This is a genomic window from Sporosarcina sp. FSL K6-2383 (genome assembly GCF_038618305.1).
GTDB lineage: Bacteria > Bacillota > Bacilli > Bacillales_A > Planococcaceae > Sporosarcina.
This window is the reverse complement of the sequence record NZ_CP152017.1, coordinates 760,650-782,757: the sequence shown is the minus strand read 5'-3', so window position 1 is coordinate 782,757 and position 22,108 is coordinate 760,650. Positions and strand designations below refer to the sequence as shown.

The window sequence follows — 22,108 nt, the reverse complement described above, 5'->3', positions numbered from 1 at the left end:
TCCTTCACGACGAGTGAAATGTTAATGTTTTAACGACTATCGGGACAACCCCTGATTCAAGGGATCTCCCAATATCTATATAATCACCTTGTTCAACAGAGATTTGATCGATACAAATGACGCTTTGTCTTACATTCATAGCCATTAGCGTCTGGCCTACTACTTTTGCATGGTCTGATTGTAATACCAATACAATCGGCTGATCAGGAACTGGACGCTGTTCCATCACTTGAATGACGGCTGCTGCTAGCTGTTGAACATCTCGGAATCCCATATAGGGTAGCTCTGAAATATAGAGGGCGAAGTTTTGCCCTTCCCTTGATGCATCAAACATGTCGATTGCATTTTTGATAGCTACTTCAAAGTTTTCCAATCCTCTTTGAAGATCTGACTGAAAGGCATAATTGTAAACAGGTAGATTTTTTAACGGTAATTCATGAGGCGCCACTTGAATCGTAGCTCCGCTAATTTCCGTTGTTTGCGTACCCGCTCCAAGCACAGTCGCTCGGACTGTTTCAACGGGTTCCATCCACAGAAAACTTTGCAATCCTTCATTTCTTTGTAGGGCCTGTGCTAATTGCACGCCTATATCATCATACTCAGCTAGCTGCCCACCGATTAATTCGTGACTGTACATACATTCAGAAATACCCCCTGAGAAAACAAGCACTTCAATTTCCTCTGTCCAGTTAGGGCGATGACCAAGCAATAGGACCGAATCTTCTTCTTGCAATTCATTATTTAGTACCCTACCGAGCGACTCAGCCATGAAATCGGTTACAAACTTTATACCGGCTGCCTCCGAAGAATCGCCAATTTGCAAGGTTCGATTACTTGCAGCTAACAGTTCTTGAACCGGTCGGGAAATCGAACTGATTTTTTGCCCTTCATACTCGATGAGTCGTCCTCCGATATGCATCGTACATGTCCCGAGGAGGACCTTGTCTTTATAGACGGCAATGTTCGCCGTTCCTCCACCGATATCAATATTGGCAATTACTTTTCCACTTTGACCCGAATAGTCATAGGCACCTGAACCTTTAGCCGCGATAATTCCTTCTAAATCTGGTCCGGCCGTGGCGACTAAAAAATCACCAACCTCGCCCGATAAATAATGGAGCATCTCACTGGCATTACGCTTCGTCGCCGTTTCCCCTGTAATAATGACTGCACCTGTCTCAATTTGAGAAGCTTCAATACCGGCTTGTTGATATTCGGAACGAATAATTTTCTCTACTTCTGCTACATTGATTGTAAAAGGATCCGTCAATGGCGTTCTAAAGATAGGACTCTTATACAAAACTTCTTTTTCCACAATTTCAATTCTTGGAACATGTGACGTCCCTGCTACATTCATTAATGAAAATCGGCTAATGATCAACTTCGTCGTGCTCGTGCCAATGTCAATCCCAGCACTAATCATCGTCTCTTGCTTTCGCTTGAAATCGTTCACACTCACACCTCCGAATATAATCGATCACGCCCCCGCGTGATTGCGTCCGGATTTTTTCGAGCAAGAGGCCTACAGGATGTAGGTCATGCAGTCGTTGCGACAGGACGTCGCGATCTAGACTGCCTTCTAAACTACCCTAAAAAAATCCGTGACATCCGCCGGAGGCTTTTATCTGAATTCAGATAAAAAAGACGCCTTTACAAACTCGAAGAAAAATCCTCGAGCAGTAAAGGCGCCTTTGCCTAAATATCAACTTTTAATAGCATAAACATATCAAACATTACGTGAATTGTAAAGGAAGTCTGTGAATATTAGTTTTTCATCCTTAGCTGCTTCCACGAAGTCCTTCATGTCGGCCGAATTGTTCAGCTTTACCAATTCTCTTATATGCTCAATGCCAATCCCTTCAACCGATGAAGTAATGACAATGGGGCCACTAGCCATGACTGACTTCACCATTTCGATAGCTCGCGTGATGTCTGCATCGGGATGGTCACTTTTGGTAATGACACCAATCGGAAGCTTCGCTATCCCTGTACTAAATCCAGGCGGAAAAATTATTTTACCGTTTGTTGCATCCTGTAAGTACAAAACATGAGTTACTTCTAAAGCAGTTGCCATGATGTTTTTATAGAAAAATGGGTTTTCTGTATATTCCCCAGGTGTATCTACAATCCAATCATGATAAATGAGTGTCTGCGTTTTAACAGCCTCAACTTTTTTCCCTAATAACGCATTCGTCAACGTAGATTTCCCAGCACCAATCGCACCAATTAGCATGGCTCTATTTTTCATGTGCAGAACACATCCTTATGACTTTGTGATGAATGCTGGCGTATATCCAAGTCTTTCAGAAAGAAATTTATTAATTTCATTCATTGCCACGTCCACTTCAGAAACACTACCCACAATGACGAGACTCCCTGTAAAACGATCCAGGAAACCAATCTTAACACTCGCTGATTTGGTAGCTAAATCCCCTGCGATAATAACCGTCTCACTAGGCGTGCAAGTCATTATGCCTAAAGCACCTGCTTCTTGAATCCCTAGCTTCTGGAACATATCAGGATCTGGATTGGCAATTAAATGACTTAATGTTATTTGTTTACCTGGTACAAATTCCTGAATAAATCTTTTTTTCTCTTCACTCATTTTACTCACTCCTTTCATCTGCCTAAACAGAGATTACGACTGAGCTTTAAGTACTTCCTCGGCATTGTCATCTCCCAGGTATTCTCCTGGTCGAATCACACCTTCAGCACGGTCCTTCTCCTCTAGTTTAAGTGCTGTCGGAACAGATAGCCAGTATGCAATTCCAATTGCACAAATACCCGCCGTCAATTTACCGATAATAACTGGTAAAATAATATTCGGTTGGAAATTGGCTGTAAATGATAAATGGTCGCCTAACAAGAAGGCAGCACAGACACCAAAAGCGATATTAATTACTTTATCTTTCGGTCTCATATATCTGACCAATGAGAACATCGCCAAAATATTAGCCATCGTTGCTAAAATCCCCGCACTACCTACTGAAGAAAGTCCAAGCTTGCGACCTCCCGCTTCCAACGGTTTAGCTGCATACTTACGTAGCAAGTATACCATCGGGAACGCACCAGCTAGCATAATTCCAATATAACCTGCCGTTTCAAGCGCACGGAATTGATCTGCCTCATCCGCCATGATCGGGTCGAAGCCCCATGCACCAAATACAGTCGTGAATACACCTGTGAAAATTTCAACGATAGAAAACACTAGCACAAGTTTAATCGCTGCATCCATAACGCGACCAAATACCATAAACCCTGCAATCATGCCACGCGGGAAGAACTTTAAGCCTGCCGCAATGAGGACTACAAAAATGAGTAGAGGTAGTAGGTTAATGAGAATTTGCCCATAGCTAATGACAAACTCATACGTAGAATCTGTTGTTGTACTGATGACATCTCTAATTTGCGTGTTGAATAATACAACCAATACAGAAGCGATAAATGCACCAATCGGAATCGTTAAGACACCCGACATCACACCAAGAGCCATATATTTATGATCCCTTTTGTCAAGCATTGCAAGTCCCATAGGAATCGAGAATACAATTGTTGCCCCCGCCATATATCCAACAATTAGTGCCATGATCCAGCCTTCATAGGATGTTTTCAGGGCGTTCGCTAACTGGTAGCCTCCCATATCCGACGCAAGGATTGTTGTCGCTGCAATTGCAGGATCCGCACCAATCGCATCGAATAGAGGTCCTATAAATTTACTAATAAACCACGTCAAATAAGGAATCGACGCCATAATACCCGCTGCTGGGATAAAAATGTGTCCCACAGCATGCATACCTGACATGAATTCTTTACCAAGACCTTGTTCAGGATTTTTAATTGCTGCGAATGCTCCTAAGACTGCACAAACCATTATTATATATACAATTACCGTACCAATCATCGCCATTTAAATTCCCCCTTTTTTTAATTATGTATTCCCTTGTTCCAACATTACCTACTTTCAATACAACCGACATCACCCCCTTTAAAAGACCATAAAAAGACACTTAAAGAACATACTCTTTAAGCGCCATTGCTTGTCAATATTTACTTGTGAGTTGCAATAATTTCTTTCGCAATCGACTCCATTGTCATTTGCCTAGACATACTCGAACTCCTCATTGCCTTGAACGCTTCCTGCTCCGTCAGCTGCTCCCTTGTCATCAGAAGCCCCTTCGCCCGTTCAATCAGCTTTCGCTTTTCAACTTCCTGTTGGGCTTCACTGATTTCTCCCTTTAGTCGTTTCGCCTTATCTGCCTGATGCAGGGCAATTTCAACCGCAGGTATTAGATTGGACTCCGCAATCGGTTTGACCAAATACCCTACAATATTATCCTGTTGGGCTTTCGCCACAAACTCCTTTTGACTGTAAGCTGTGATAATTAGAATAGGCAGATCTAATTGTTTTCCAATTATTTGACTCGCCTGCAATCCATTGATTTTAGGCATTTTTATATCCATCAGCACAAGATCCGGTCTATGAAGAAAAGCTAACTCAATCGCTCTATCTCCATCTCCCGCTTCGGCAACTACTTCGTAACCATGATCCTCTAGCATCATCTTAATATCCATCCGAATGATGGATTCATCTTCAGCTATCAGTATTTTCTTTCTCATAATAAATAATAACCTCCGGACTTACTGGAAACGTAATGACTGCATGTGTTCCTATGTTTTCCGGTAAATAACTAAATTCACCATTCAAATCATTGACTACTAAGTTATGAACAATTTCTAATCCAAGTGAAGTTTTAGGCTCCCTCATCCCAACGCCGTTGTCGAAAATATGAAGCTCCAAAAAATCTTTGTTTGATAGAAAATCCACAACAATTTCACCTTGCTCATCTTCTGGAAAAGCATGTTTTAATGAATTCTGAACGAGCTCATTGACGATTAAAGCAATTGAAACCGCTTTCCTAGATGATGTTAATATTCTATTGCCATTTGAAGAAATAATCAAGTTAACTTTTTTATGTAGCTCATTTACAACCATTGTCGAGCAAACTTTCCTTGTCAGTTCAATGATATCGACATCATCATCTTCCGCATCTTCATTTGCAAGAATGAGCTCGTAAACCGAAGATATACTAAAAATACGATTCAGAGTATCTTCAAAGTAAGATCTACTTTCCTCCGGAAATCCTCTCCTCATTTGTAATCTTAGTAAACTTGCAACTGTCTGAAGATTGTTTTTCACTCGGTGGTGAATCTCTTGAATAACGACTGATTTCATCATCAGTTCTTTTTCCTTCGTGCGTAGCTCTGTTAAATCCTGGATAATGAGTAACGTTCCTCTCATCTTATCCTTCTTGCGCAATCGTACCTTTTTTACAATTAAATTTTTATGATCTAATGTTAATTCAAAAACAAAAACATCATCTTTCTGATTGTAAACTGGATTTAAGAAGGGCAATAATTCAATTAAATTTTTATTTTGAATTTCTTCTGTACGACTCATTTCAGTGATGAATTTTATACCTACCGGATTAGCATAGATTAGTTTATTTTCGTTATCAGTTAATAAAAAAATCTCCATTAGCAAATCTGAAACCATTGGCATATCATTACTTTTATCACCCATAACATAATCAATTGACCCTTGACCTAACGAGTCCTTTTGTCGATCATTTTGATAGGATACAGGGTAATCGACTTCCTTTTCTTGAATAAGAACACCAATAACCTCATGTAAATCATTTTTAATAGGCACAACACTTTGCTCTACAGATCTACCTTCTTGTGTTACTGCTTGTCGAATGAGTGACTTCTTTCCTTGACGATAACTATAAAAAACGCCGGGTTCAAAAGTATCAAACACGATTTTCCCCACTACAGAATTCTCATATACGGATTCAATAGACTTTGGAAATGCCTCAGCAACAACAATCGCATTCTCACTATCTTTCATCTTACAATCGATAAACATATAAGCATCTGACAAATCCGCATACATTTGCAAAGTCGATGCAATATTTTTTAATATACGAATATCTTCCTCTGTCAATTCCGTGTATAAGTTACAAAGCTGCTCTAGTGTGGAATCCTTCACTCGTATGTCACATTCCTTTTTTGTTTAAATTACCGCCGAAAATTACTTGAATTATTTGAATAAATTATACGTTTTATTTTCTGTTAGGTCAATTTTATTTTTATTATTCATTTCTAAGAATACTTTTTTCATTATAAAAGTCGAGTAATAATGTATTCTTTACGTCTGATTATTAGCCACCTACTTACATGAATCCCAACTAAGAAAAGGCTTGAAAACTACCTTTTTCACGAGACTATTTCCGGTTCGCTTTCGGCGAAATATTCAAGCCATTATTACCGAGGAGCAAGCATGTTTGGTTAATCAACAGGCGTCGGATTCATTCTATTTTTGAGTTTTATAGCCCTTGCTTTTCAATATCTTATCGCCACGGTACACTTACAGTAAATGAAGGAGGTAGTTGAGCGTATGAAAATTACACCGATAGGCATTTGGGGCGGTTATCCGAAGGCAAATAGCGCGACATCGTCTTTTTTGATTGAACATGAAGGATTTCACTGCTTGATTGATTGTGGAAGCGGGGTTCTTTCCTCTTTACAAAATTATTTACCTCTCGAGAAATTAGACGCAGTTGTCATCAGCCATTATCACGCGGATCATATTGCTGATGTCGGTAGTTTACAATTTAGTCGGATTATTAATTTCTACCTTGGCAAGCCAGTGCCTGCTTTGCCGATTTACGGGCATGCTCAGGATCAAGATAATTTCGACAAACTATCGTATAAAGAGCAAACTGTAGGCGTTGCTATTTCTGATGATGATGTCATCCAAATCGGACCATTTGAGGTATCATTTTGTCGGACAATCCATCCTGTTTACTGTCTCGCCATGAAGTTTAGCGTCGATGGCCATTCAGTTGTGCTTACTGCTGACACAGAATGGCGGGATGAGCTCGTCGATTTCGCACGAGGAGCAGATTTGTTAATTAGCGAGGCAAATTTGTATGAAGAGCATGTCGGCAAGGCGCCAGGTCATATGGGTGGCAGTGAAGCCGGGAAATTAGCTAGCTTGTCGGATGCAAAACAGCTTGTACTCACGCACTTGCCTTTGCATGGGAAAATTGAAGATATTCTTAAGGCGGCTAGCCAGAACTATGATGGTCCTACTGAAATTGCTGAGGTTGGAAAGATGTATGAGGTTTTCTGAGTTGAAGCTAAAAGGACTGTCCGGTTTTATTCCCGGAACAGTCCTTTTTCTTAATTAATCATCATCGTTGTTGTCGTCATCGTAATCATCTTGGTCATCGTTATCGTTGTCATCGTCACGGTCTTTTTCGAATTTAAGCACTTTCCCTGAGAATGCGTCGATATCGAATTCGTATTCATATGTGCCGTCTTCGATTTCAATTTCATATATTTTTCGGCCGTCATCATCATCTAATTCAATTTCTGTTACAGTGCCTTTTGCTTGTTTCATCGCAATGACAATTGCTTGATTTTTCGTGAGCATCGTCGGTTTTGTGTTTACGGCTTTAGTTGAGTTACTCACTGTTTTTGTATTTCTAGCAGCTAATCGATCGTCATCGTCACGGTCTTTTTCAAACTCAAGGATTTTACCTGTAATCGCATCGATTTCGAAATCATATTCATATGCGCCGTCTTTGATCTCGATATCATAGTGTTTGCGACCATCGTCGTCATCCAATTCGGCCTTTGTCACCGAACCTTTTGCTTTTTTTTGTGCAATCGCAATCGCTTGGTCTTTTGTTAAAAGCTTCGCGTCTGCTACTCGTGGTAGTTCTGCTTGGGCAACTTTCTTAGCTTGTTGTTTCTCAATCACTACTTTTCCCGTTTGTGCATCAATATCTAGATCATATTCTACTCCGTTTGATTTCACTTCAACTTCATAGATAAAACCTGTTTTTGTTTTTTCAAGCTCAATTTCTGTCACTTTTCCACCGACTTTTTGAACGGCCAATGCCTTTGCTTCTTTTAAAGAGAGAAAACTTTCTGCTGCATGTGCCTCACTAGTTCCTAAACCGTTTGCCAACGCTGCTCCACCTAGTACAACTGCTCCCGCTAATGCAGGAATGATCATCCATTTATTCATAATTGAATGCCTCCTTCTCTTATTACCTTTATCATACGACTCAATTATGAGAGGAGAGGGAGAGGATTATTAGAATTTGATGAGAGAATCCGCCGGAGGCTTAACAGGGAGGAATTGAACTCCATTCCTCCCTGTTAGTCGTCCCATGTAACGGATAAAATTTTGCCCGAAATCGCATGGATTTGAATAGTAGCTTCATCCTCATGATCATCATCTTGATCGCTATCAATTTCGACTAAATAGTAGCCGCCGTCACTCGTTTGAACAAACTCAACGTCTTCTACTTCCCCTTTCAATTGACCAAGTGCAATTTTTATCGCTTGATTTTCTGAAATAAGTACAGTTGTCGATGTTTTAGGCGATGTCGTCTGATTGGTATTTGTTCCAGGCTTAGGTTCAGATGATGCTGGTTGCTTAGGCCCTGTTACTACCGTTTTAGGTGCAGACGGTGCTGGCTGCTTAGGTTCTGATGCTACCTCATCTGTTGACGTTTTTTCTTGCATGACCGTTTCAGTACCCTTATCATCTATGATGTCGTCTTTCTCTGCAGATGCAATCGGTATCCCTTCCTCTATCACTTCTTTTGTTTGAATCATCGACAGTACTTTCCCGGTTTCAGCATCAACCGTCGCTAAATAGACATCCTTATTGCGAGACAATTCCACTTCAAACACTGTCCCATCTAAGGATAATCGCTCCACCTTACCGCCGTATGTTTCTTCAAGCTGCTTGCGAATTTCATTTTCAGGTAAGGTCTCTGCATTGGATACTAAATGCTTTGTATAATAGCCACCAACTGCCAAAATAATAATTGTCAACACGATAGGGATAAACCAAGGCTTTTTAATGATTTTCATTGACATCCCCTCCTTCCCTCAAGCATACGCGCACAACATTAAAAATCGATGAGAATCCGTTCTTTTGGAATCAAAATACGGATTGTCGTCCCCATTCCAACAATGCTTTCGATTTTCAGCTCTGCCCCGAGACCTGCTGCAATGTCCTTGGCAATCGCAAGTCCTAATCCCGTTCCACCTGTTTTTCGATTACGATCCTGATCAACACGATAAAAGCGGTCAAAAATATGAAGCAAATGCTGTTCAGAAATTCCGTTTCCATAATCCATTACAGAAATCGCAACCATTTCCCCCTGTTCCTGAACGGCTATTTTAATTTCCCTGTCGCTGTACTTGCGTGCATTATCCAGCAAGATAAATAACAGTTGCTTAAGTCTATTAACATCCGTGATGAGCAGCATCGACTCATTTCCCTCTACTATAAACTCTCTTCCATATGCTTGCCTCATTGGTTGTATCGTATTTTCCACCAACGCCCGAAGATCGGTCTCGACAAATTCAAAAGTCAGATGCTCATTACTCTTCGCCAACTCTAGCATTTGTGCAATCATTTCTTTCATGCGACCCGTTTCACTTCGAATGGCTTCAACTGCCTCTAGTGCAACTGCACGGTTGTCAAAACCTTGGCGTGTCAGTAAGCGTGCGTAGCTTTCGATAACCGTAAGGGGTGTTTTTAATTCATGAGAGGCATTAGATACAAACTGTTCTTGCTTGTTATAATTCTGTTCCAGCTGTTCCATCATGTCATTAAACGTTCGACCCATTTGTGCTAGCTCATCTTTCCCATCTACAGATACTTGGATTTTTTCATAGGTACCAGACCGTTGACTTGTCGCCATTGTTGAAATCAGCTTTTCAACAGGTTGTGTCACTATACGCCCTAACGCCACACTCGATGCCGCAATCGGGATCATCGCGAGAATGGTCATCCCAATCAGTACGAGTCGAAGCAAGCCTAAGTTATTTTCTAAGTCCTCTAAAACCTGCACCACCTCCAGCTGCACAACTTCCCCATCTGTCCATATAATAGGCACACGGATGAGCATGGTCCGCGTTCCTTTAAAATCATCGATTGTATAACGCTCTTTTGGATTTATATCAAAATGCTCTTTCTCCAATCCAAGCTCGGATTCCGTCGTAACCTTCGACTTGCCCTTATCATCGACAACTCGTATCGCTCCATTTGGTGGAAGATGAGCCCTTACAACTGTACCCGCGTCCATTTCCCCTGTCATTTTACTCAGCGAAGCGGTCACTTCCTTGGAGCGAATCAGCAGTTGGTTATATTCTGTATCATGCGCCATCTTTTCAAATAAAATATAAATACCGATATTCGTTATAATAAGAATAACAAGCATAAGAAGTGTTGAATACAAATGGATTTTCGACTTAATCTTCATTAACAACCTGCTCCTTCAATACATAACCAACGCCACGAACCGTTTGAATAAGTGAACTTTTTTCACCCGCATCTACCTTCTTACGAACATAGCGAATATAGACATCGACGACATTCGTATCCCCATAATAATCAAATCCCCAAACCGCATCTAGCAATTGTTCCCGCGATAATACTTGGTTCGGATGCTTCAGTAGATGAAGCATGAGGTCAAACTCGCGCGGTGTTAAATCAATCGCACGACCAACTCGCTTTACTTCACGTGTCTGTTCATGGATGGATAGACCTGCAAACTCATGAAGATTTTTGTCTTTTTCAACAACTGACTTCGTCGAAAATCGTAGTGCTGAACGAATTCTCGCCAGCAATTCGTCGATTTCAAAAGGCTTCGTTACATAATCATTCGCTCCAAGATCAAGCCCTGCTACCTTATCCTCTACATCGTTTTTCGCTGTCAATAAAATAACGGGAGTAGACAATTCCGTTGCACGAATCCGGCGAAGCACATCAAGACCATTTAACCCAGGTAACATCAAATCAAGAAGCACTAAATCCCACGCCTGCTCACGATATTTAATAAGACCGTCCGGCCCTGTATGCGCAATCCCTGTTCCATACCCTTCAAATTCAAGCTCAAGCTGAAGAACACGTGCAATATTCTCTTCATCTTCGATAATCAATATTTGCTCTTTCATTCAACTCACCTGCCACTTTTTTCTTTCATCTTAACAGATTAGGATAAAAAAAGGAGACCTTCGCTTTTCACGAAAATCTCCTTTATGCATTTCTATCAGTCTTCACTTGCTTCTAGGTTTTATTCACGCCATACATGCTCTTAATCAATTTTTCTAACATTACCGGCATTTCAACAAATGCGCTATCGACATGTAAACGCTCTGTTCGTTGATGGGCGTCCTTGCCAAACGGTCCTACATTTAAAACGGGGGCTTTCAACTTCGCCATGTCTGCAAAAGGAATATTATACGTATCGCCCCAGACTGGCGTATTACGCTCATATGTCGCCCAGCCATTTGCGTTATCGTCGTAATTGACGTAACTCAAATCACAAATCCCATTAAAATAATGTATTTGATCAATTTTATTATCAAAGCCTAGTGCTGCTTGCTTCATTAACTCAACCGATTGAATTACAAGTGGATCATTCGATGTGTTAACAGCGGGATAATAAGGTGGTGCGTATAGCAATACCGTTGCTGGCGCAAGTTCCTGACAGTGAACCATCAGATTATCGACGATACGTAGCGATTTTTCACGATCATCCCAACCTTCTTGCTGGAGCGCTTCATTTTTCAACCGTCCAACCTCTGCAGCCCCTAGTTTGCGAACCGCATGTTCAAGCAGTTGCTCATAGCGCAACACATTTACTTTTCCTACACCCGCCACCTGTTCCCGTTCGCAAATAATCTGGTAGCTGTCGTTACAAGCTGACATTGCTTCAATTGCAACTTGCTCAAATAAGTCCATCACCTCAGCCGCAGTACGTTTTAATAGAAAGACATTGTACAGAGCTACTGCACGATAAGGAGTTTGCGTCGAGTACTCCATCTTCAAATCCTTTTGCTGCAACGAAACCGGAAGGGGGGTACTTTCCCCGAGATCTGTTTCTCGGAACAACGGATTCCATTCCATACGTTGCGTCAAAAAGGACGCGATGTAGTTCGCCGTTATGCCTTTCATAGGCTCTCCAACATGCGTTTCCTTTCCGTAGAACAATGCGGCAGGCATGATTTTCCCAATCGTACCCGAGTAAATATATTCATCAATATCCAGTGGATTTTGAGAAAAAGAAGGCTCACTGTTTAAAAATAATTTGTACGTCAAACTATGTTCTTCACGAATACGGACGAGTTCCGTCACCGCCGCACGCATACCTGCCGAGTTAACCTCTTCATCGGGAACCGTCGTCAAAATAAGATTGATTGGCCATTGCTCCACACTCGCTTTTTCAATCAACTGCATATGGAGTGCAAGTCCCATCTTCATATCCATGGTTCCCCGCCCAAATAGATACTTCCCCGACTCTAGGTCAATACGAGCAGACTCAGGCAAATCTTCCTTATACGCTAGTAACTTCTTTGTCAGCTCTTCTGGATGAAAAGCAAATGGCTCTAACACGCCATACTCCTCTGTCCACACTGTATCAAAATGGCTAATCAGCACAATTGTCTGTGTCGCTTCTGGATGTTTGTACAATGCCGTAACCGCTTTGCGACCTAAACCCGCATCATGCAATTCCAAGTAGCTAGGATTGTCACGGAAGTAGTCCAATTCCTTCAACTTCTCAGTAACTTGCGGTGCAAATGTACGCTCCCCCTTCGTCAGCGTGCGACTATCCCAACTCACAAGCTCGCATAATAACGCTCGAAGTGTTGAGGATGTATCCCATTTTAATTTATTCATGTTAATGTTGCTCCTTTAATCAATAAATTTCACTTATGTGCGTGATCGTAACCGGAATACTTACAACCTCTTTTCCACCTATCGGAAAATGTTTCTGTATAATGGAAAGTTTATATGTAAAATATATTCTTTTCATGATACAATGTCAATATATTTAGAGTAATTCACTTTACAAGATTAATTTTTATGACAGGCGGTGTTGTATATGCAATCGATTGACCGTGCCATGACTGTAGTAAACGCCTTGGCAACGGACAATGGTCTGTCCATTTCAGACCTTTCCAAACAATGCGAGCTACCCCTTAGCACAATGCACAGATTACTAAAGGCGATGATTAAACAAGGCATGGTGGAGCAAGATGGGCGTACAAAATACTATCGACTCGGTACCATTTGGTTGGAATATGGTTTAAAAGTGTATGATTCAATGGACTACGTAAATAAAATAAGGCCTGAGCTCGAGCGCTTAATGCGAGAAGTTGAAGAAAGTGTTTATCTTAGCAAGCCTACTGGATTGGAATCTCTTATCATCGAGAGGATTGACAGTGAGAACAACCCTATTCGAATTTATGACCAGCTTGGTTTACGAATTCCAATGCACATTGGTGCAGCCAATAAAGTCATGCTCGCCAATATGCCTACCACTAAATCGAGTTCGATATTGGAGAAACTTTTACCTCAAGAACAAGTGCCTGCAATTGACGTAACGTTAAAGCAGATAAAAAAACAAGGTTATGCTGTGAGCCATGGGGAAAGGACAGAAGGTACTTCCTCTGTCGCAGTAGCCGTTCTTGATGGATTAGGAGAAGTTATAGGAGCGGTGGGCATAGGTTTTGTCAGTTTTAACCTAACGGAGGATCGGATGGCGTTTCTGATTAAAAAAGCCATAGAGACAGGTAAACGCATATCAGAAAAGCTTGGTTCTAACCAAGGTTAATCAACAAAAAAACGACTTCTGCACATTCATATGCGGAAGTCGTTTTGTATTTATTATTAAAAAACTCGGTGATTGCCGAGCCTTAGGCGACAGCAAAGCCGTAGTTGCTCTTATAAGGTCATCAACGAACTTATACTCTCTGACGTTATAAAAAGACAATAATCGCTAGTACAGCCGCCAAAATCAATCTATAAATCGCGAACGGCATGAGTTTGACTCGTGAAATAAGTTTCAAGAAGAAACGGATGGAAATTAGGGCGAAAATGAACGCACTGACGAACCCGACAATGTAAAACGATAGATCATCCATCGACAGCTCTTCCCAGTTTTTCACCACCGACACGAGGCTTGCGCCTGCCATAATCGGAACCGCCATAATGAATGTAAAATCGGCAGCCGTCTTATGATTCATACCAAACAGCACACCACCTGAAATCGTCGCCCCAGAACGTGAAAACCCTGGCCATAGTGACAAACACTGTACAAGACCGACTGTAAATGCCTGCTTGTATGTTATTTGGTCCAATGTGTTGACCCATGGTTTTTTCGGTCCGAATTTATCAGCAATAATCATTAAAATTGACCCTGCAACTAGTGCAAAAATCACCGTTTCCACACCTGAAAGTTGTTCATCAATTAAATCCTTCAGTGCAAAGCCAATAATAACCGCAGGTAGCATCCCAATAATGACATGCAATAAATTGAAGCTCGAATTCATTTTTTGTCCGTCAATCTTATAAAGCCCTACCAAACTGAATAGCCGCTTCCAAAAGACGATTACAACGGCTAAAATTGAACCCAATTGAATAACAATCTTAAATGTAAAAGCCGAACGGTCTCCAAGAAAATCTTTTGTCTTTAGCCACATATCATCAACAATAATCAAATGCCCTGTCGAAGATACTGGTGCAAACTCCGTCATTCCTTCTACAAAACCAAGAATCAACGCCTTGATCAATTCAAATAATTCCATAAATTTTTACACTCTCTTTCTGCGAAGCAACTAGTATTCCTCTAACTTTACTAAATACCTAATATAAGTGCAAACCGAACAGCGCAGTGTTCGGTTTGTATAATTTCTGCGTCCTTTGCTGAAATTATACAAATATTTAAAGTGAAGGCGTAAATTTGTATAATTTCTGTGCCCTTTCCAGAAATTATACAAGCATTCAAGCACCACTCACCGACCCACAAAGAATGGACGCTATTGAATAAGTAAATGTTTCCTTGTTTCCGATTACTTTACGCAATCCATTCCATTATTATGACTTTTCATCACATATTAAAAACGTGGATAACTTTTATAAATACCTAGTTACCCACAATCATTCGTGAATAACTTTCAAAAATGTTCATAATTTCTGAATTTTACATCCAAAAGTACTTGTTAATGTCATTAACTCCATCCCCGCAAAAAAAAGATATCCACAATATAAGTTTCATTTAAAAAAGGCTCCAACCACTATGGTTTTGGAGCCTCTTTCACTATTTACACTTCTTGATAATGCTCGTTCAATTTCGTACGCAAGGCGGCTTTCAGGAATTTCCCAACGGATGTTTTCGGAATTTCATCCAAGAAAACGATATCGTCTGGCACCCACCACTTTGCAAATTGCCCTTCCAAATAGCTGAGTAACTGCTGTTTCATTTCCTCGTCCGCGGTTTGCCCTTCATGCAAGACTACGCAGGCAAGTGGACGTTCCAACCATTTTTCATGTGGCACCGCAATAACCGCCGCCTCAAAAATAGCATCATGTGTCATCAATGCATTTTCCAAGTCGACAGACGATATCCACTCACCACCACTCTTGATTAAATCTTTTGTACGATCCGTCAATTTAAGATAGCCGTTTTCCATCATCACTGCGATATCGCCCGTATAGAGCCAGCCATCTCGAAACGCTTCCTCCGTCCGTTCATCCTTATAGTACTCACTCGCAATCCATGGTCCACGAATCGCTAATTCTCCCATCGTTTTTCCGTCCCAAGGCGCATCACCATTTTCATTAATAATACGAACTTCAAGTCCAGGCATTGGCAAGCCTTGCAATGCGCGAATATCAATTTTCTCATCCATCGTCAAGTCTTCCATCCCAGATGTATAGACGGATAGGCTAACGAGCGGTGTCGTTTCGGTCATACCATAGCCTATGATAAATGGAATGCCTAGTTTTTCTTCAAATGCACGAATCAACCCTTTTGGTGATGCCGAACCACCGCAAACAATAGCGCGTAGCGACGAAAGGTCTCTTGGATTTTGTTCTTGCTCCTTTAGCACAGCCAGCCAAATTGTCGGCACGCCGGCAGTGATCGTGACTTTTTCTTGCTCAATCAAATCGAGTAGTAACTTCGGATTCATTCCGGGTCCTGGAAGGACTTGCGTTGTGCCAAAGAAAACAGCGGCGAAAGGCATCCCCCATGCATTGACGTGGAACATCGGTACCACCGGTAAGATGACATCCTGCTCCCGCAGCCCCATTGCATCCGCAAGTCCAAGTGCAAAACTATGCAATACTAAACCGCGATGCGTATAAATAACCCCTTTCGGATTGCCTGTCGTTGCAGATGTATAGCACATGCCAGCAGGCGTATTTTCATCGAGATCCTCGGGAAATACATAATCGTCAGATGCTGCTTCGAGAAGCGCTTCATAAGAATAGACGTTTTCTAGTGTCGTTTCTGGAATTTCCTTGCTATCTCCCATGATGACATAATGTTTCACCGTTTTAAGATAAGGAGCTAGTTTTTCAAGATGCGGAAATAAATTATCATCGACAAGCAGAATTTCATCTTCCGCATGATTGATAACATACGCAATATGCTCTGGCGACAAACGAATATTAATCATATGAAGGATTGCCCCGGTACAGGGAACGCCAAAATAAGCTTCTAAGTGGCGATGATGATTCCAGGCGAATGAACCAACTTTCGTTCCATGCTGCATGCCAAGCTTGGTCAATGCATCGGCAAGCTTCCGTGAACGTTTGGCGAAATCCCGATAAGGAATACGATGAATCGTATCTTCTGCCGTTCGAGAAATAATCAGCTTGTCCGGGAAAAATTGTTCTGCTCGTTTAACAAAGGACGATAATAAAAGCGGTGTTTGCATCATAAAATCCAGCTCCCTTTTCATCGAATAATAATAGCAGCATTGCAACTACCCTAACCATGAACTATACGCATCTCCGTCTCTAGTTATACCCTCCCGCCCACCAAATAAAAAGATAATTCTATATTAACAGAATACATGAAAGCGGTTACAATTTCCATCATGAAGATACATAGTTTTCTGTGCTTAGATAATGGTAAGCCTCAAGTCTTAGTTAAAAATCCGTTCCACGCCCGTTTGGACAAACCGAAAAACGTTATAAGATTAATCTACAAACGAAAGGAGGAACTACAAATGAAAAAATTTGGTCTTGCAGTACTCGGTATTACAGCAGCAATTGTTGTCCTAGCAAATCTTGGATCACTTCTTGCCCTTGCCCTTTCCGCATTAATCGCCTACGCGGGGTTCCACTACTACAGAAAGAGCGAGTCTACATTTAAAAAAATATTCTGGGGATCCGTTCTACTAATCGGTTTATTCTCAGCTATTTCGAATGTACCTGCTTTCATCGGCATCATTGCACTAATTGGTGTGCTGTATGTGTGGCGTAAATGGAAAGGCACAGAAAGTAACAACATCATCACAAACGTCTCAGATGATCCCTTCGTAAACTTCGAACGTCAATGGGACGAAATCACAAAATAATGAGGAGGAATTCACTATGAACACACTTTGGAACAGATTTAAATATTCGGTACAGGCGGATCTTCATACTGTATTCGACAAAAAGGAAAACAAAAACCCGATTGCAATGTTGAATCAATACATTCGCGAGGCAGAAAAACAAACAGAATCAATCGGTAAATTACTTGAACGTCAAAGTAAATTGAAAACGGAGCTTGAGAAGGAATTGCTGGAAGCGGAAAAAATGTCCGACAAACGCCGCAACCAGCTTGAACTTGCACAAGCAGCTGGTGAAGAAGATCTCGTTGCATTCGCGGGCGAAGAAATTTACGCATACGACACACGTGCTGCAGAATTAGCAGAAAGCGTCACAGAAACTGCTTATGAATTAATGTCGTTGGAACGCAAATTCGAGGAAATGAAACATAAAGTGAAAGATATGAAAGTGCGCCAGCTACAATTGATGGGCAAAGAAAATGTTACGCGTGCGCATCATCGCATGGACCAAGTTATCTCCCCTGAAAATGCAGATAGCCGCGTAGCATCCGTTGGTGAGATGAAAAAGTATATCGAGAATCTTGGTAGCAAAATTGAGCGCGAATACGAAACATCATCCATGGAACGCCGTTTGGAATCACTTGTGAAAGTAAATACTGCCCCCATTCTTGAAAAAGAGTCGGCAAAAGAAGCAGAAATTGTGTAAACTATATGGAAGGTAGTCATCGCCACGTCCTGTGGCGACGATTGCATGACCTACATCCTATTGGCCTGAGGAAGGTGCCTACCTTCCTTTTTTCTAATAACTATGTCTGACATCAAGAAGGGAGAATACATCATGAAACGTGTTGATACGAATAGAATCACATTTTGGACACTCGCCATTCTACTGCTCATTTTTGTCGAAGCAGTTTTTTTCCATAATGGCAATATCGTGTTCGTCCTTCTTGGCGCCGGACTTCTTTACTATGGTTCGCGCAAACGATCGAAATGGATGTTTTTGCTCGGATTTTTCTTCATCGCCATGTCACTCTTCACCCTGTGGAGTTTACGTCTGGCCATTTTTGTAGCGATTATTTATATACTCGTTCGTTTATGGAAAGGTGTACCCTCGGAAGAGATTATGCGACCTTTTAAGGAATTCCAAAAAGAGACACCCAATGGCATTTGGAAAAACAAATTATTTTCTATCCAATCCTCTCCTTTTTCATCCTATGAATGGCAGGATATTCACATCCAAGGTGTCTTTGGTGATTTGCACATTGACGTGACAGATACTGTGTTACCGAAAGGGACCTCTTTCATTTCCGTTAGGCAGTGTTTCGGGAAAATTAAAATCGAGCTCCCATATGAAATTCCAGTCCGCATCCATTACACAACATTATTCGGCGATGCCCGTTTATTCGATACTCACCGAAAACGACTCATTAATGAGTCCCTTCATATAAAAGACAGCTATGAAGGAGCTCAGAAAGATAGTGCGGAGCTTATCATTACACTTTCCACATGGGCTGGAGATGTCGAGGTGACGCGAAAATGAAAGCAGTCATTGGACGTGGCCTGTTTCTGTCACTACTCTTTACTACTATTGCGGCAACCTATGCATATTTCCTACTTGATTTACCATTAGATGAAAGTTGGTTCGCCTTTTACGAGTTGCAATTTGCTGATGTACCACTCGGATGGTGGATTTTAAACACGACACTTTTACTTGGTTGGGGAATTGCTATTTGGTCGAACTTTTTAGGACGTTCCAAAGAAAAAGCTATCGAGCAAAGGTTATCTGGCTTGATTGACACAGAGAAAGATGATTATCCAAAAGAAAAATTTACGCCACGCATAGATCGGGCGATGGATACAGTATCGACAGTCATCCATACGCAGCGAAAAAGTTTACAGCGTATTACAGATGAACGTGCAGAAGCACAAGATAAGCTTATTCAAGAGCGCATTGTGCAAGAACGGCAACGGTTAGCACGTGAGCTACATGATTCCGTGTCACAGCAATTATTTGCTGCCTCCATGCTACTGTCGGCGGTTACGGAAAGTAATAACAATACAGAAGCGCAAAAACCATTGCTCCAGGTTGAACGCATGGTGCAGCAAGCACAACTTGAAATGCGAGCATTGCTGCTACATTTACGCCCTGCTGCATTAAATAATAAATCACTAGCCGAGGGGCTTGAGGAATTATTAGTAGAATTACGGGAAAAGGTTCTGTTCGATATTCGATTTCGCTTAGAAGAAGTGACTTTGTCAAAAGGTGCAGAAGATCATTTATTCCGTATTGCGCAGGAAACGTTATCGAACACGCTACGTCACGCGCAAGCAACAGAAGTAGATATATTATTTGTCGAACGTGATGGACTAGCCATTTTCCGCGTACAGGATAACGGGATAGGATTTAAAGAAAGCGATGGCAAAGGCGGTTCATACGGCTTACAAAACGTCAAAGAACGCGCGATTGAAATAGGTGGCACGTGCAAAATCGTTTCTATTCCATCGCAAGGAACGATTGTAGAAGTGAAATTGCCTGCTCGGAAGGGAGAGGAAGTAAATGATCAAGATCTTATTAGTGGATGACCATGAAATGGTGCGAATTGGTGTATCAGCTTACTTGCAAGTGCAACCTGACATGGAAGTGGTTGGCGAGGCAGTGAACGGACGGGAAGCTGTCGGGAAAGCGCTGGAGCTACGACCTGATATCATTTTGATGGACATGGTTATGCCAGAAATGAACGGTGCCGAAGCAACCGCTGCTATTATTAAAGAATGGCCCGAAGCTAAAATCGTCATCGTCACAAGCTTTTTAGATGATGATAAAGTCTATCCCGCACTCGAAGCAGGCGCGATTAGTTATATATTAAAGACTTCTAATGCCAAACGCATTGCAGAGGCAATCCGAGAAACATTGAAAGGGCAAACCGTATTGGAGCCTGAGGTCACAACGAAAATGATGCAAAAAATGCGTGCTGGCAATGAACGCCAGTTGCATGCAGAGCTGACTGAACGCGAACTTGAAGTTTTGTTATTACTCGCACAAGGAAAAACCAATCAGGACATTGCAGATGATCTATTCATCGCGCTGAAAACGGTGAAAACACATGTTAGTAATTTGTTAGCTAAACTTGAAGTGCAAGATCGTACACAAGCCGTCATTTATGCATTTAAGCATGAATTGGTAGAGTAAAATAAAGATGATGCACCAGCTAGAAGTCAGAGATAACCTGATTGCTAGCTGGTGCTTTTTTATTGTGGTATACAGGATTCGATAGTTTGTTGGATGATTTGTCGCTTTCGTTGGAGACTTCGACAATTTGGTTGGACACTTTGCTTGATTCGTTGCACACTTCAACACTCCCCTCCCTCGCTGTCAAATCAAACAAGTCAAAAGCCCCTAACCAAAGTTAGAGACTCCATCACCAGACTCCCCCCTTCAATAATTCCCGCATATAGTTAAATAACAAAAGCAACCGCTCCGCAATGGGACGGTTGCTTATAATTCATGGCTTAGCAGGGACATTATTTGTTTTCTCTCCATTCCACTTATCATGCGACTCTTGGTTAAATTCTCGGTCGTACTCTTCTTTATCCCCGAAAGGGAAGCGTTCACCTGACTTCGGTTTGTTATAACCACTGTCTACCTTGTTTGTCGCAAAAGCAGACGGCTCATTTTCACCTGTCTTCTCCTGCGCATTTTTCCTAAATACGTCGGTTACGTTTGAATCGGATGGGTCTGCGAGTGGTAGCTCATCTGATTTACCTACCCCAGCCACTTTTGGTTCAAAATCTTCCTTGTTCGGATACTTGCCATCTGATTTTGTCATCATATACTCCTCCTTCTCTCTTTATATTCGCTAATTAAAGTCATTTTCCCTCTTACTCTATTCCTTTAAATGGATTAGTTTAAACCTTTTTCAAAAAAATCCGAAACTTTTTTTACCCTATACCGTCCTATTCTAAACTTCGGGGGTGATTTTCTGAATAAGTTCATTGGCTTTGTATTACCGATTATCAGTATCACTATGCTGATTTTGATTGAACAAGTGCTTGAAATTGAATACATATGGAAAACAGCAGCGAAGATAATTTTCTTCTTGGTTATCCCATATATTTTATTCAAAAAAGCTGGATTTCCATTTCTAAAACTACGTCAAACTGATAAAAAGAGTATGAAAATTGCAATTGGCTCTGGCCTAGCGATTATGGCGGTTATCATTGGAGCATTTGTCATTTTGTTACCCTATATCGATATCCCCACACTCCTTACTGACCTTGCAGATGCGGGTATCACACCAGCAGTATTTCCGTTTATCGCTCTTTATATCCTATTGGGGAATTCAATTTTAGAAGAGTTTTTCTTTCGTGGCCTATTGCCGAATCTTTTCGCAAAATCCCGTCTCCGTCTTTTTTTACCGTCCTTCTTTTTCGCCATTTACCATGTCGCCATTTTCCTACCATGGTTTAGCCCTGCACTTCTTGTGCTTGCTGTTACAGGACTGTGGGTAGGTGGAATTATTTTTCAACTGGCTAATGAACGAAGTCGAACCATCTTACCTTCGTGGACCATTCACATGTTTGCAGATATCGGTGTTTTGCTCGTTGGTGTCTATATTATTTATTTCTATTAAAAAAGCTGTACGCATTTCCCGCGTACAGCTTTTCA

The 22,108-nt window shown here is 41.4% G+C and carries 22 protein-coding genes; 8 read left to right on the top strand and 14 right to left on the bottom strand.

All coding sequences use genetic code 11. The features are described from left to right. Positions 1-4: 4 nt before the first annotated feature. The 6 genes from MKZ10_RS04155 to MKZ10_RS04130 all read right to left on the bottom strand — a co-directional run bounded on the left by MKZ10_RS04155 (position 5) and on the right by MKZ10_RS04130 (position 6,049). The gene (locus tag MKZ10_RS04155; RefSeq protein ID WP_342510002.1) at positions 5-1,423 is read right to left on the bottom strand and encodes an ethanolamine ammonia-lyase reactivating factor EutA; all 1,419 of its coding nucleotides are present in this window, start codon (positions 1,421-1,423) and stop codon (positions 5-7) included. Between the two features lie 303 nt (positions 1,424-1,726). Further along, positions 1,727-2,248, bottom strand: coding sequence for a EutP/PduV family microcompartment system protein (locus MKZ10_RS04150; RefSeq protein ID WP_342508138.1), 522 nt, complete (start codon positions 2,246-2,248; stop codon positions 1,727-1,729). Positions 2,249-2,263: 15 nt separating this feature from the next. Then, positions 2,264-2,605 carry a BMC domain-containing protein gene (locus MKZ10_RS04145; RefSeq protein ID WP_203247481.1) on the bottom strand — a complete coding sequence of 114 codons (342 nt, stop codon included), beginning with the start codon at positions 2,603-2,605 and terminating at the stop codon, positions 2,264-2,266. A gap of 33 nt (positions 2,606-2,638) precedes the next feature. Next, positions 2,639-3,907 (bottom strand): ethanolamine utilization protein EutH, encoded by a 1,269-nt coding sequence (gene eutH / locus MKZ10_RS04140; protein WP_342508136.1) that lies wholly within the window; start codon positions 3,905-3,907, stop codon positions 2,639-2,641. A gap of 140 nt (positions 3,908-4,047) precedes the next feature. Beyond that, positions 4,048-4,617 (bottom strand): response regulator, encoded by a 570-nt coding sequence (locus tag MKZ10_RS04135; RefSeq protein WP_342508134.1) that lies wholly within the window; start codon positions 4,615-4,617, stop codon positions 4,048-4,050. Then, positions 4,592-6,049, bottom strand: a complete 1,458-nt coding sequence (locus tag MKZ10_RS04130; protein WP_342508133.1) for a sensor histidine kinase — start codon at positions 6,047-6,049, stop codon at positions 4,592-4,594. The genes MKZ10_RS04135 and MKZ10_RS04130 overlap by 26 nt, the downstream gene beginning before the upstream one ends. Positions 6,050-6,457: 408 nt before the next feature. Between MKZ10_RS04130 and MKZ10_RS04125 the strand changes: the two genes are divergently transcribed. Next, complete coding sequence (locus MKZ10_RS04125; RefSeq protein WP_342508131.1) at positions 6,458-7,195, top strand: MBL fold metallo-hydrolase; 738 nt, start codon at positions 6,458-6,460, stop codon at positions 7,193-7,195. Positions 7,196-7,249: 54 nt separating this feature from the next. On the opposite strand, the gene MKZ10_RS04120 is transcribed toward MKZ10_RS04125, so the two are convergent. The 5 genes from MKZ10_RS04120 to MKZ10_RS04100 all read right to left on the bottom strand — a co-directional run bounded on the left by MKZ10_RS04120 (position 7,250) and on the right by MKZ10_RS04100 (position 12,775). Then, positions 7,250-8,098 carry a PepSY domain-containing protein gene (locus MKZ10_RS04120; protein ID WP_342508129.1) on the bottom strand — a complete coding sequence of 283 codons (849 nt, stop codon included), beginning with the start codon at positions 8,096-8,098 and terminating at the stop codon, positions 7,250-7,252. A gap of 134 nt (positions 8,099-8,232) precedes the next feature. Then, entirely contained in the window at positions 8,233-8,955 is a 723-nt protein-coding gene (locus MKZ10_RS04115; protein ID WP_342508127.1) for a PepSY domain-containing protein, read from the bottom strand. 38 nt (positions 8,956-8,993) lie between these two features. After that, entirely contained in the window at positions 8,994-10,355 is a 1,362-nt protein-coding gene (locus MKZ10_RS04110) for a HAMP domain-containing sensor histidine kinase (protein ID WP_342508125.1), read from the bottom strand. Continuing rightward, complete coding sequence (locus MKZ10_RS04105; protein ID WP_342508123.1) at positions 10,345-11,049, bottom strand: response regulator transcription factor; 705 nt, start codon at positions 11,047-11,049, stop codon at positions 10,345-10,347. Before MKZ10_RS04105 ends, MKZ10_RS04110 begins: the two co-directional genes overlap by 11 nt. Positions 11,050-11,161: 112 nt before the next feature. Then, positions 11,162-12,775, bottom strand: coding sequence for a M20/M25/M40 family metallo-hydrolase (locus MKZ10_RS04100; RefSeq protein ID WP_342508121.1), 1,614 nt, complete (start codon positions 12,773-12,775; stop codon positions 11,162-11,164). Between the two features lie 205 nt (positions 12,776-12,980). On the opposite strand from MKZ10_RS04100, the gene MKZ10_RS04095 reads away from it, so the two are divergent. Then, positions 12,981-13,712, top strand: a complete 732-nt coding sequence (locus MKZ10_RS04095; protein ID WP_342508119.1) for an IclR family transcriptional regulator — start codon at positions 12,981-12,983, stop codon at positions 13,710-13,712. A gap of 145 nt (positions 13,713-13,857) precedes the next feature. Here MKZ10_RS04095 and MKZ10_RS04090 read toward each other — a convergent pair whose 3' ends face one another. Together MKZ10_RS04090 and MKZ10_RS04085 are read right to left on the bottom strand one after the other, a co-directional pair. Beyond that, complete coding sequence (locus tag MKZ10_RS04090; RefSeq protein WP_342508118.1) at positions 13,858-14,685, bottom strand: undecaprenyl-diphosphate phosphatase; 828 nt, start codon at positions 14,683-14,685, stop codon at positions 13,858-13,860. A gap of 516 nt (positions 14,686-15,201) precedes the next feature. Beyond that, positions 15,202-16,824 (bottom strand): long-chain fatty acid--CoA ligase, encoded by a 1,623-nt coding sequence (locus tag MKZ10_RS04085; protein WP_342508115.1) that lies wholly within the window; start codon positions 16,822-16,824, stop codon positions 15,202-15,204. Between the two features lie 291 nt (positions 16,825-17,115). On the opposite strand from MKZ10_RS04085, the gene MKZ10_RS04080 reads away from it, so the two are divergent. The 5 genes from MKZ10_RS04080 to MKZ10_RS04060 all read left to right on the top strand — a co-directional run bounded on the left by MKZ10_RS04080 (position 17,116) and on the right by MKZ10_RS04060 (position 20,632). Further along, positions 17,116-17,466, top strand: coding sequence for an ABC transporter permease (locus MKZ10_RS04080; RefSeq protein WP_342508113.1), 351 nt, complete (start codon positions 17,116-17,118; stop codon positions 17,464-17,466). 16 nt (positions 17,467-17,482) lie between these two features. After that, positions 17,483-18,148, top strand: coding sequence for a PspA/IM30 family protein (locus MKZ10_RS04075; protein ID WP_342508111.1), 666 nt, complete (start codon positions 17,483-17,485; stop codon positions 18,146-18,148). A gap of 132 nt (positions 18,149-18,280) precedes the next feature. After that, on the top strand, positions 18,281-18,982 hold the full coding sequence (liaF, locus tag MKZ10_RS04070) for a cell wall-active antibiotics response protein LiaF (protein ID WP_342508109.1): 702 nt from the start codon (positions 18,281-18,283) through the stop codon (positions 18,980-18,982). After that, entirely contained in the window at positions 18,979-20,025 is a 1,047-nt protein-coding gene (locus MKZ10_RS04065) for a sensor histidine kinase (protein WP_342508107.1), read from the top strand. The genes liaF and MKZ10_RS04065 overlap by 4 nt, the downstream gene beginning before the upstream one ends. Continuing rightward, positions 20,000-20,632, top strand: coding sequence for a response regulator transcription factor (locus MKZ10_RS04060; RefSeq protein WP_342508105.1), 633 nt, complete (start codon positions 20,000-20,002; stop codon positions 20,630-20,632). Before MKZ10_RS04065 ends, MKZ10_RS04060 begins: the two co-directional genes overlap by 26 nt. Positions 20,633-20,945: 313 nt before the next feature. Here MKZ10_RS04060 and MKZ10_RS04055 read toward each other — a convergent pair whose 3' ends face one another. After that, positions 20,946-21,272 carry a hypothetical protein gene (locus tag MKZ10_RS04055; RefSeq protein WP_342508103.1) on the bottom strand — a complete coding sequence of 109 codons (327 nt, stop codon included), beginning with the start codon at positions 21,270-21,272 and terminating at the stop codon, positions 20,946-20,948. A 195-nt stretch (positions 21,273-21,467) separates the two neighbouring features. On the opposite strand from MKZ10_RS04055, the gene MKZ10_RS04050 reads away from it, so the two are divergent. Beyond that, on the top strand, positions 21,468-22,073 hold the full coding sequence (locus MKZ10_RS04050) for a CPBP family intramembrane glutamic endopeptidase (protein WP_342508102.1): 606 nt from the start codon (positions 21,468-21,470) through the stop codon (positions 22,071-22,073). Positions 22,074-22,108 lie beyond the last annotated feature (35 nt).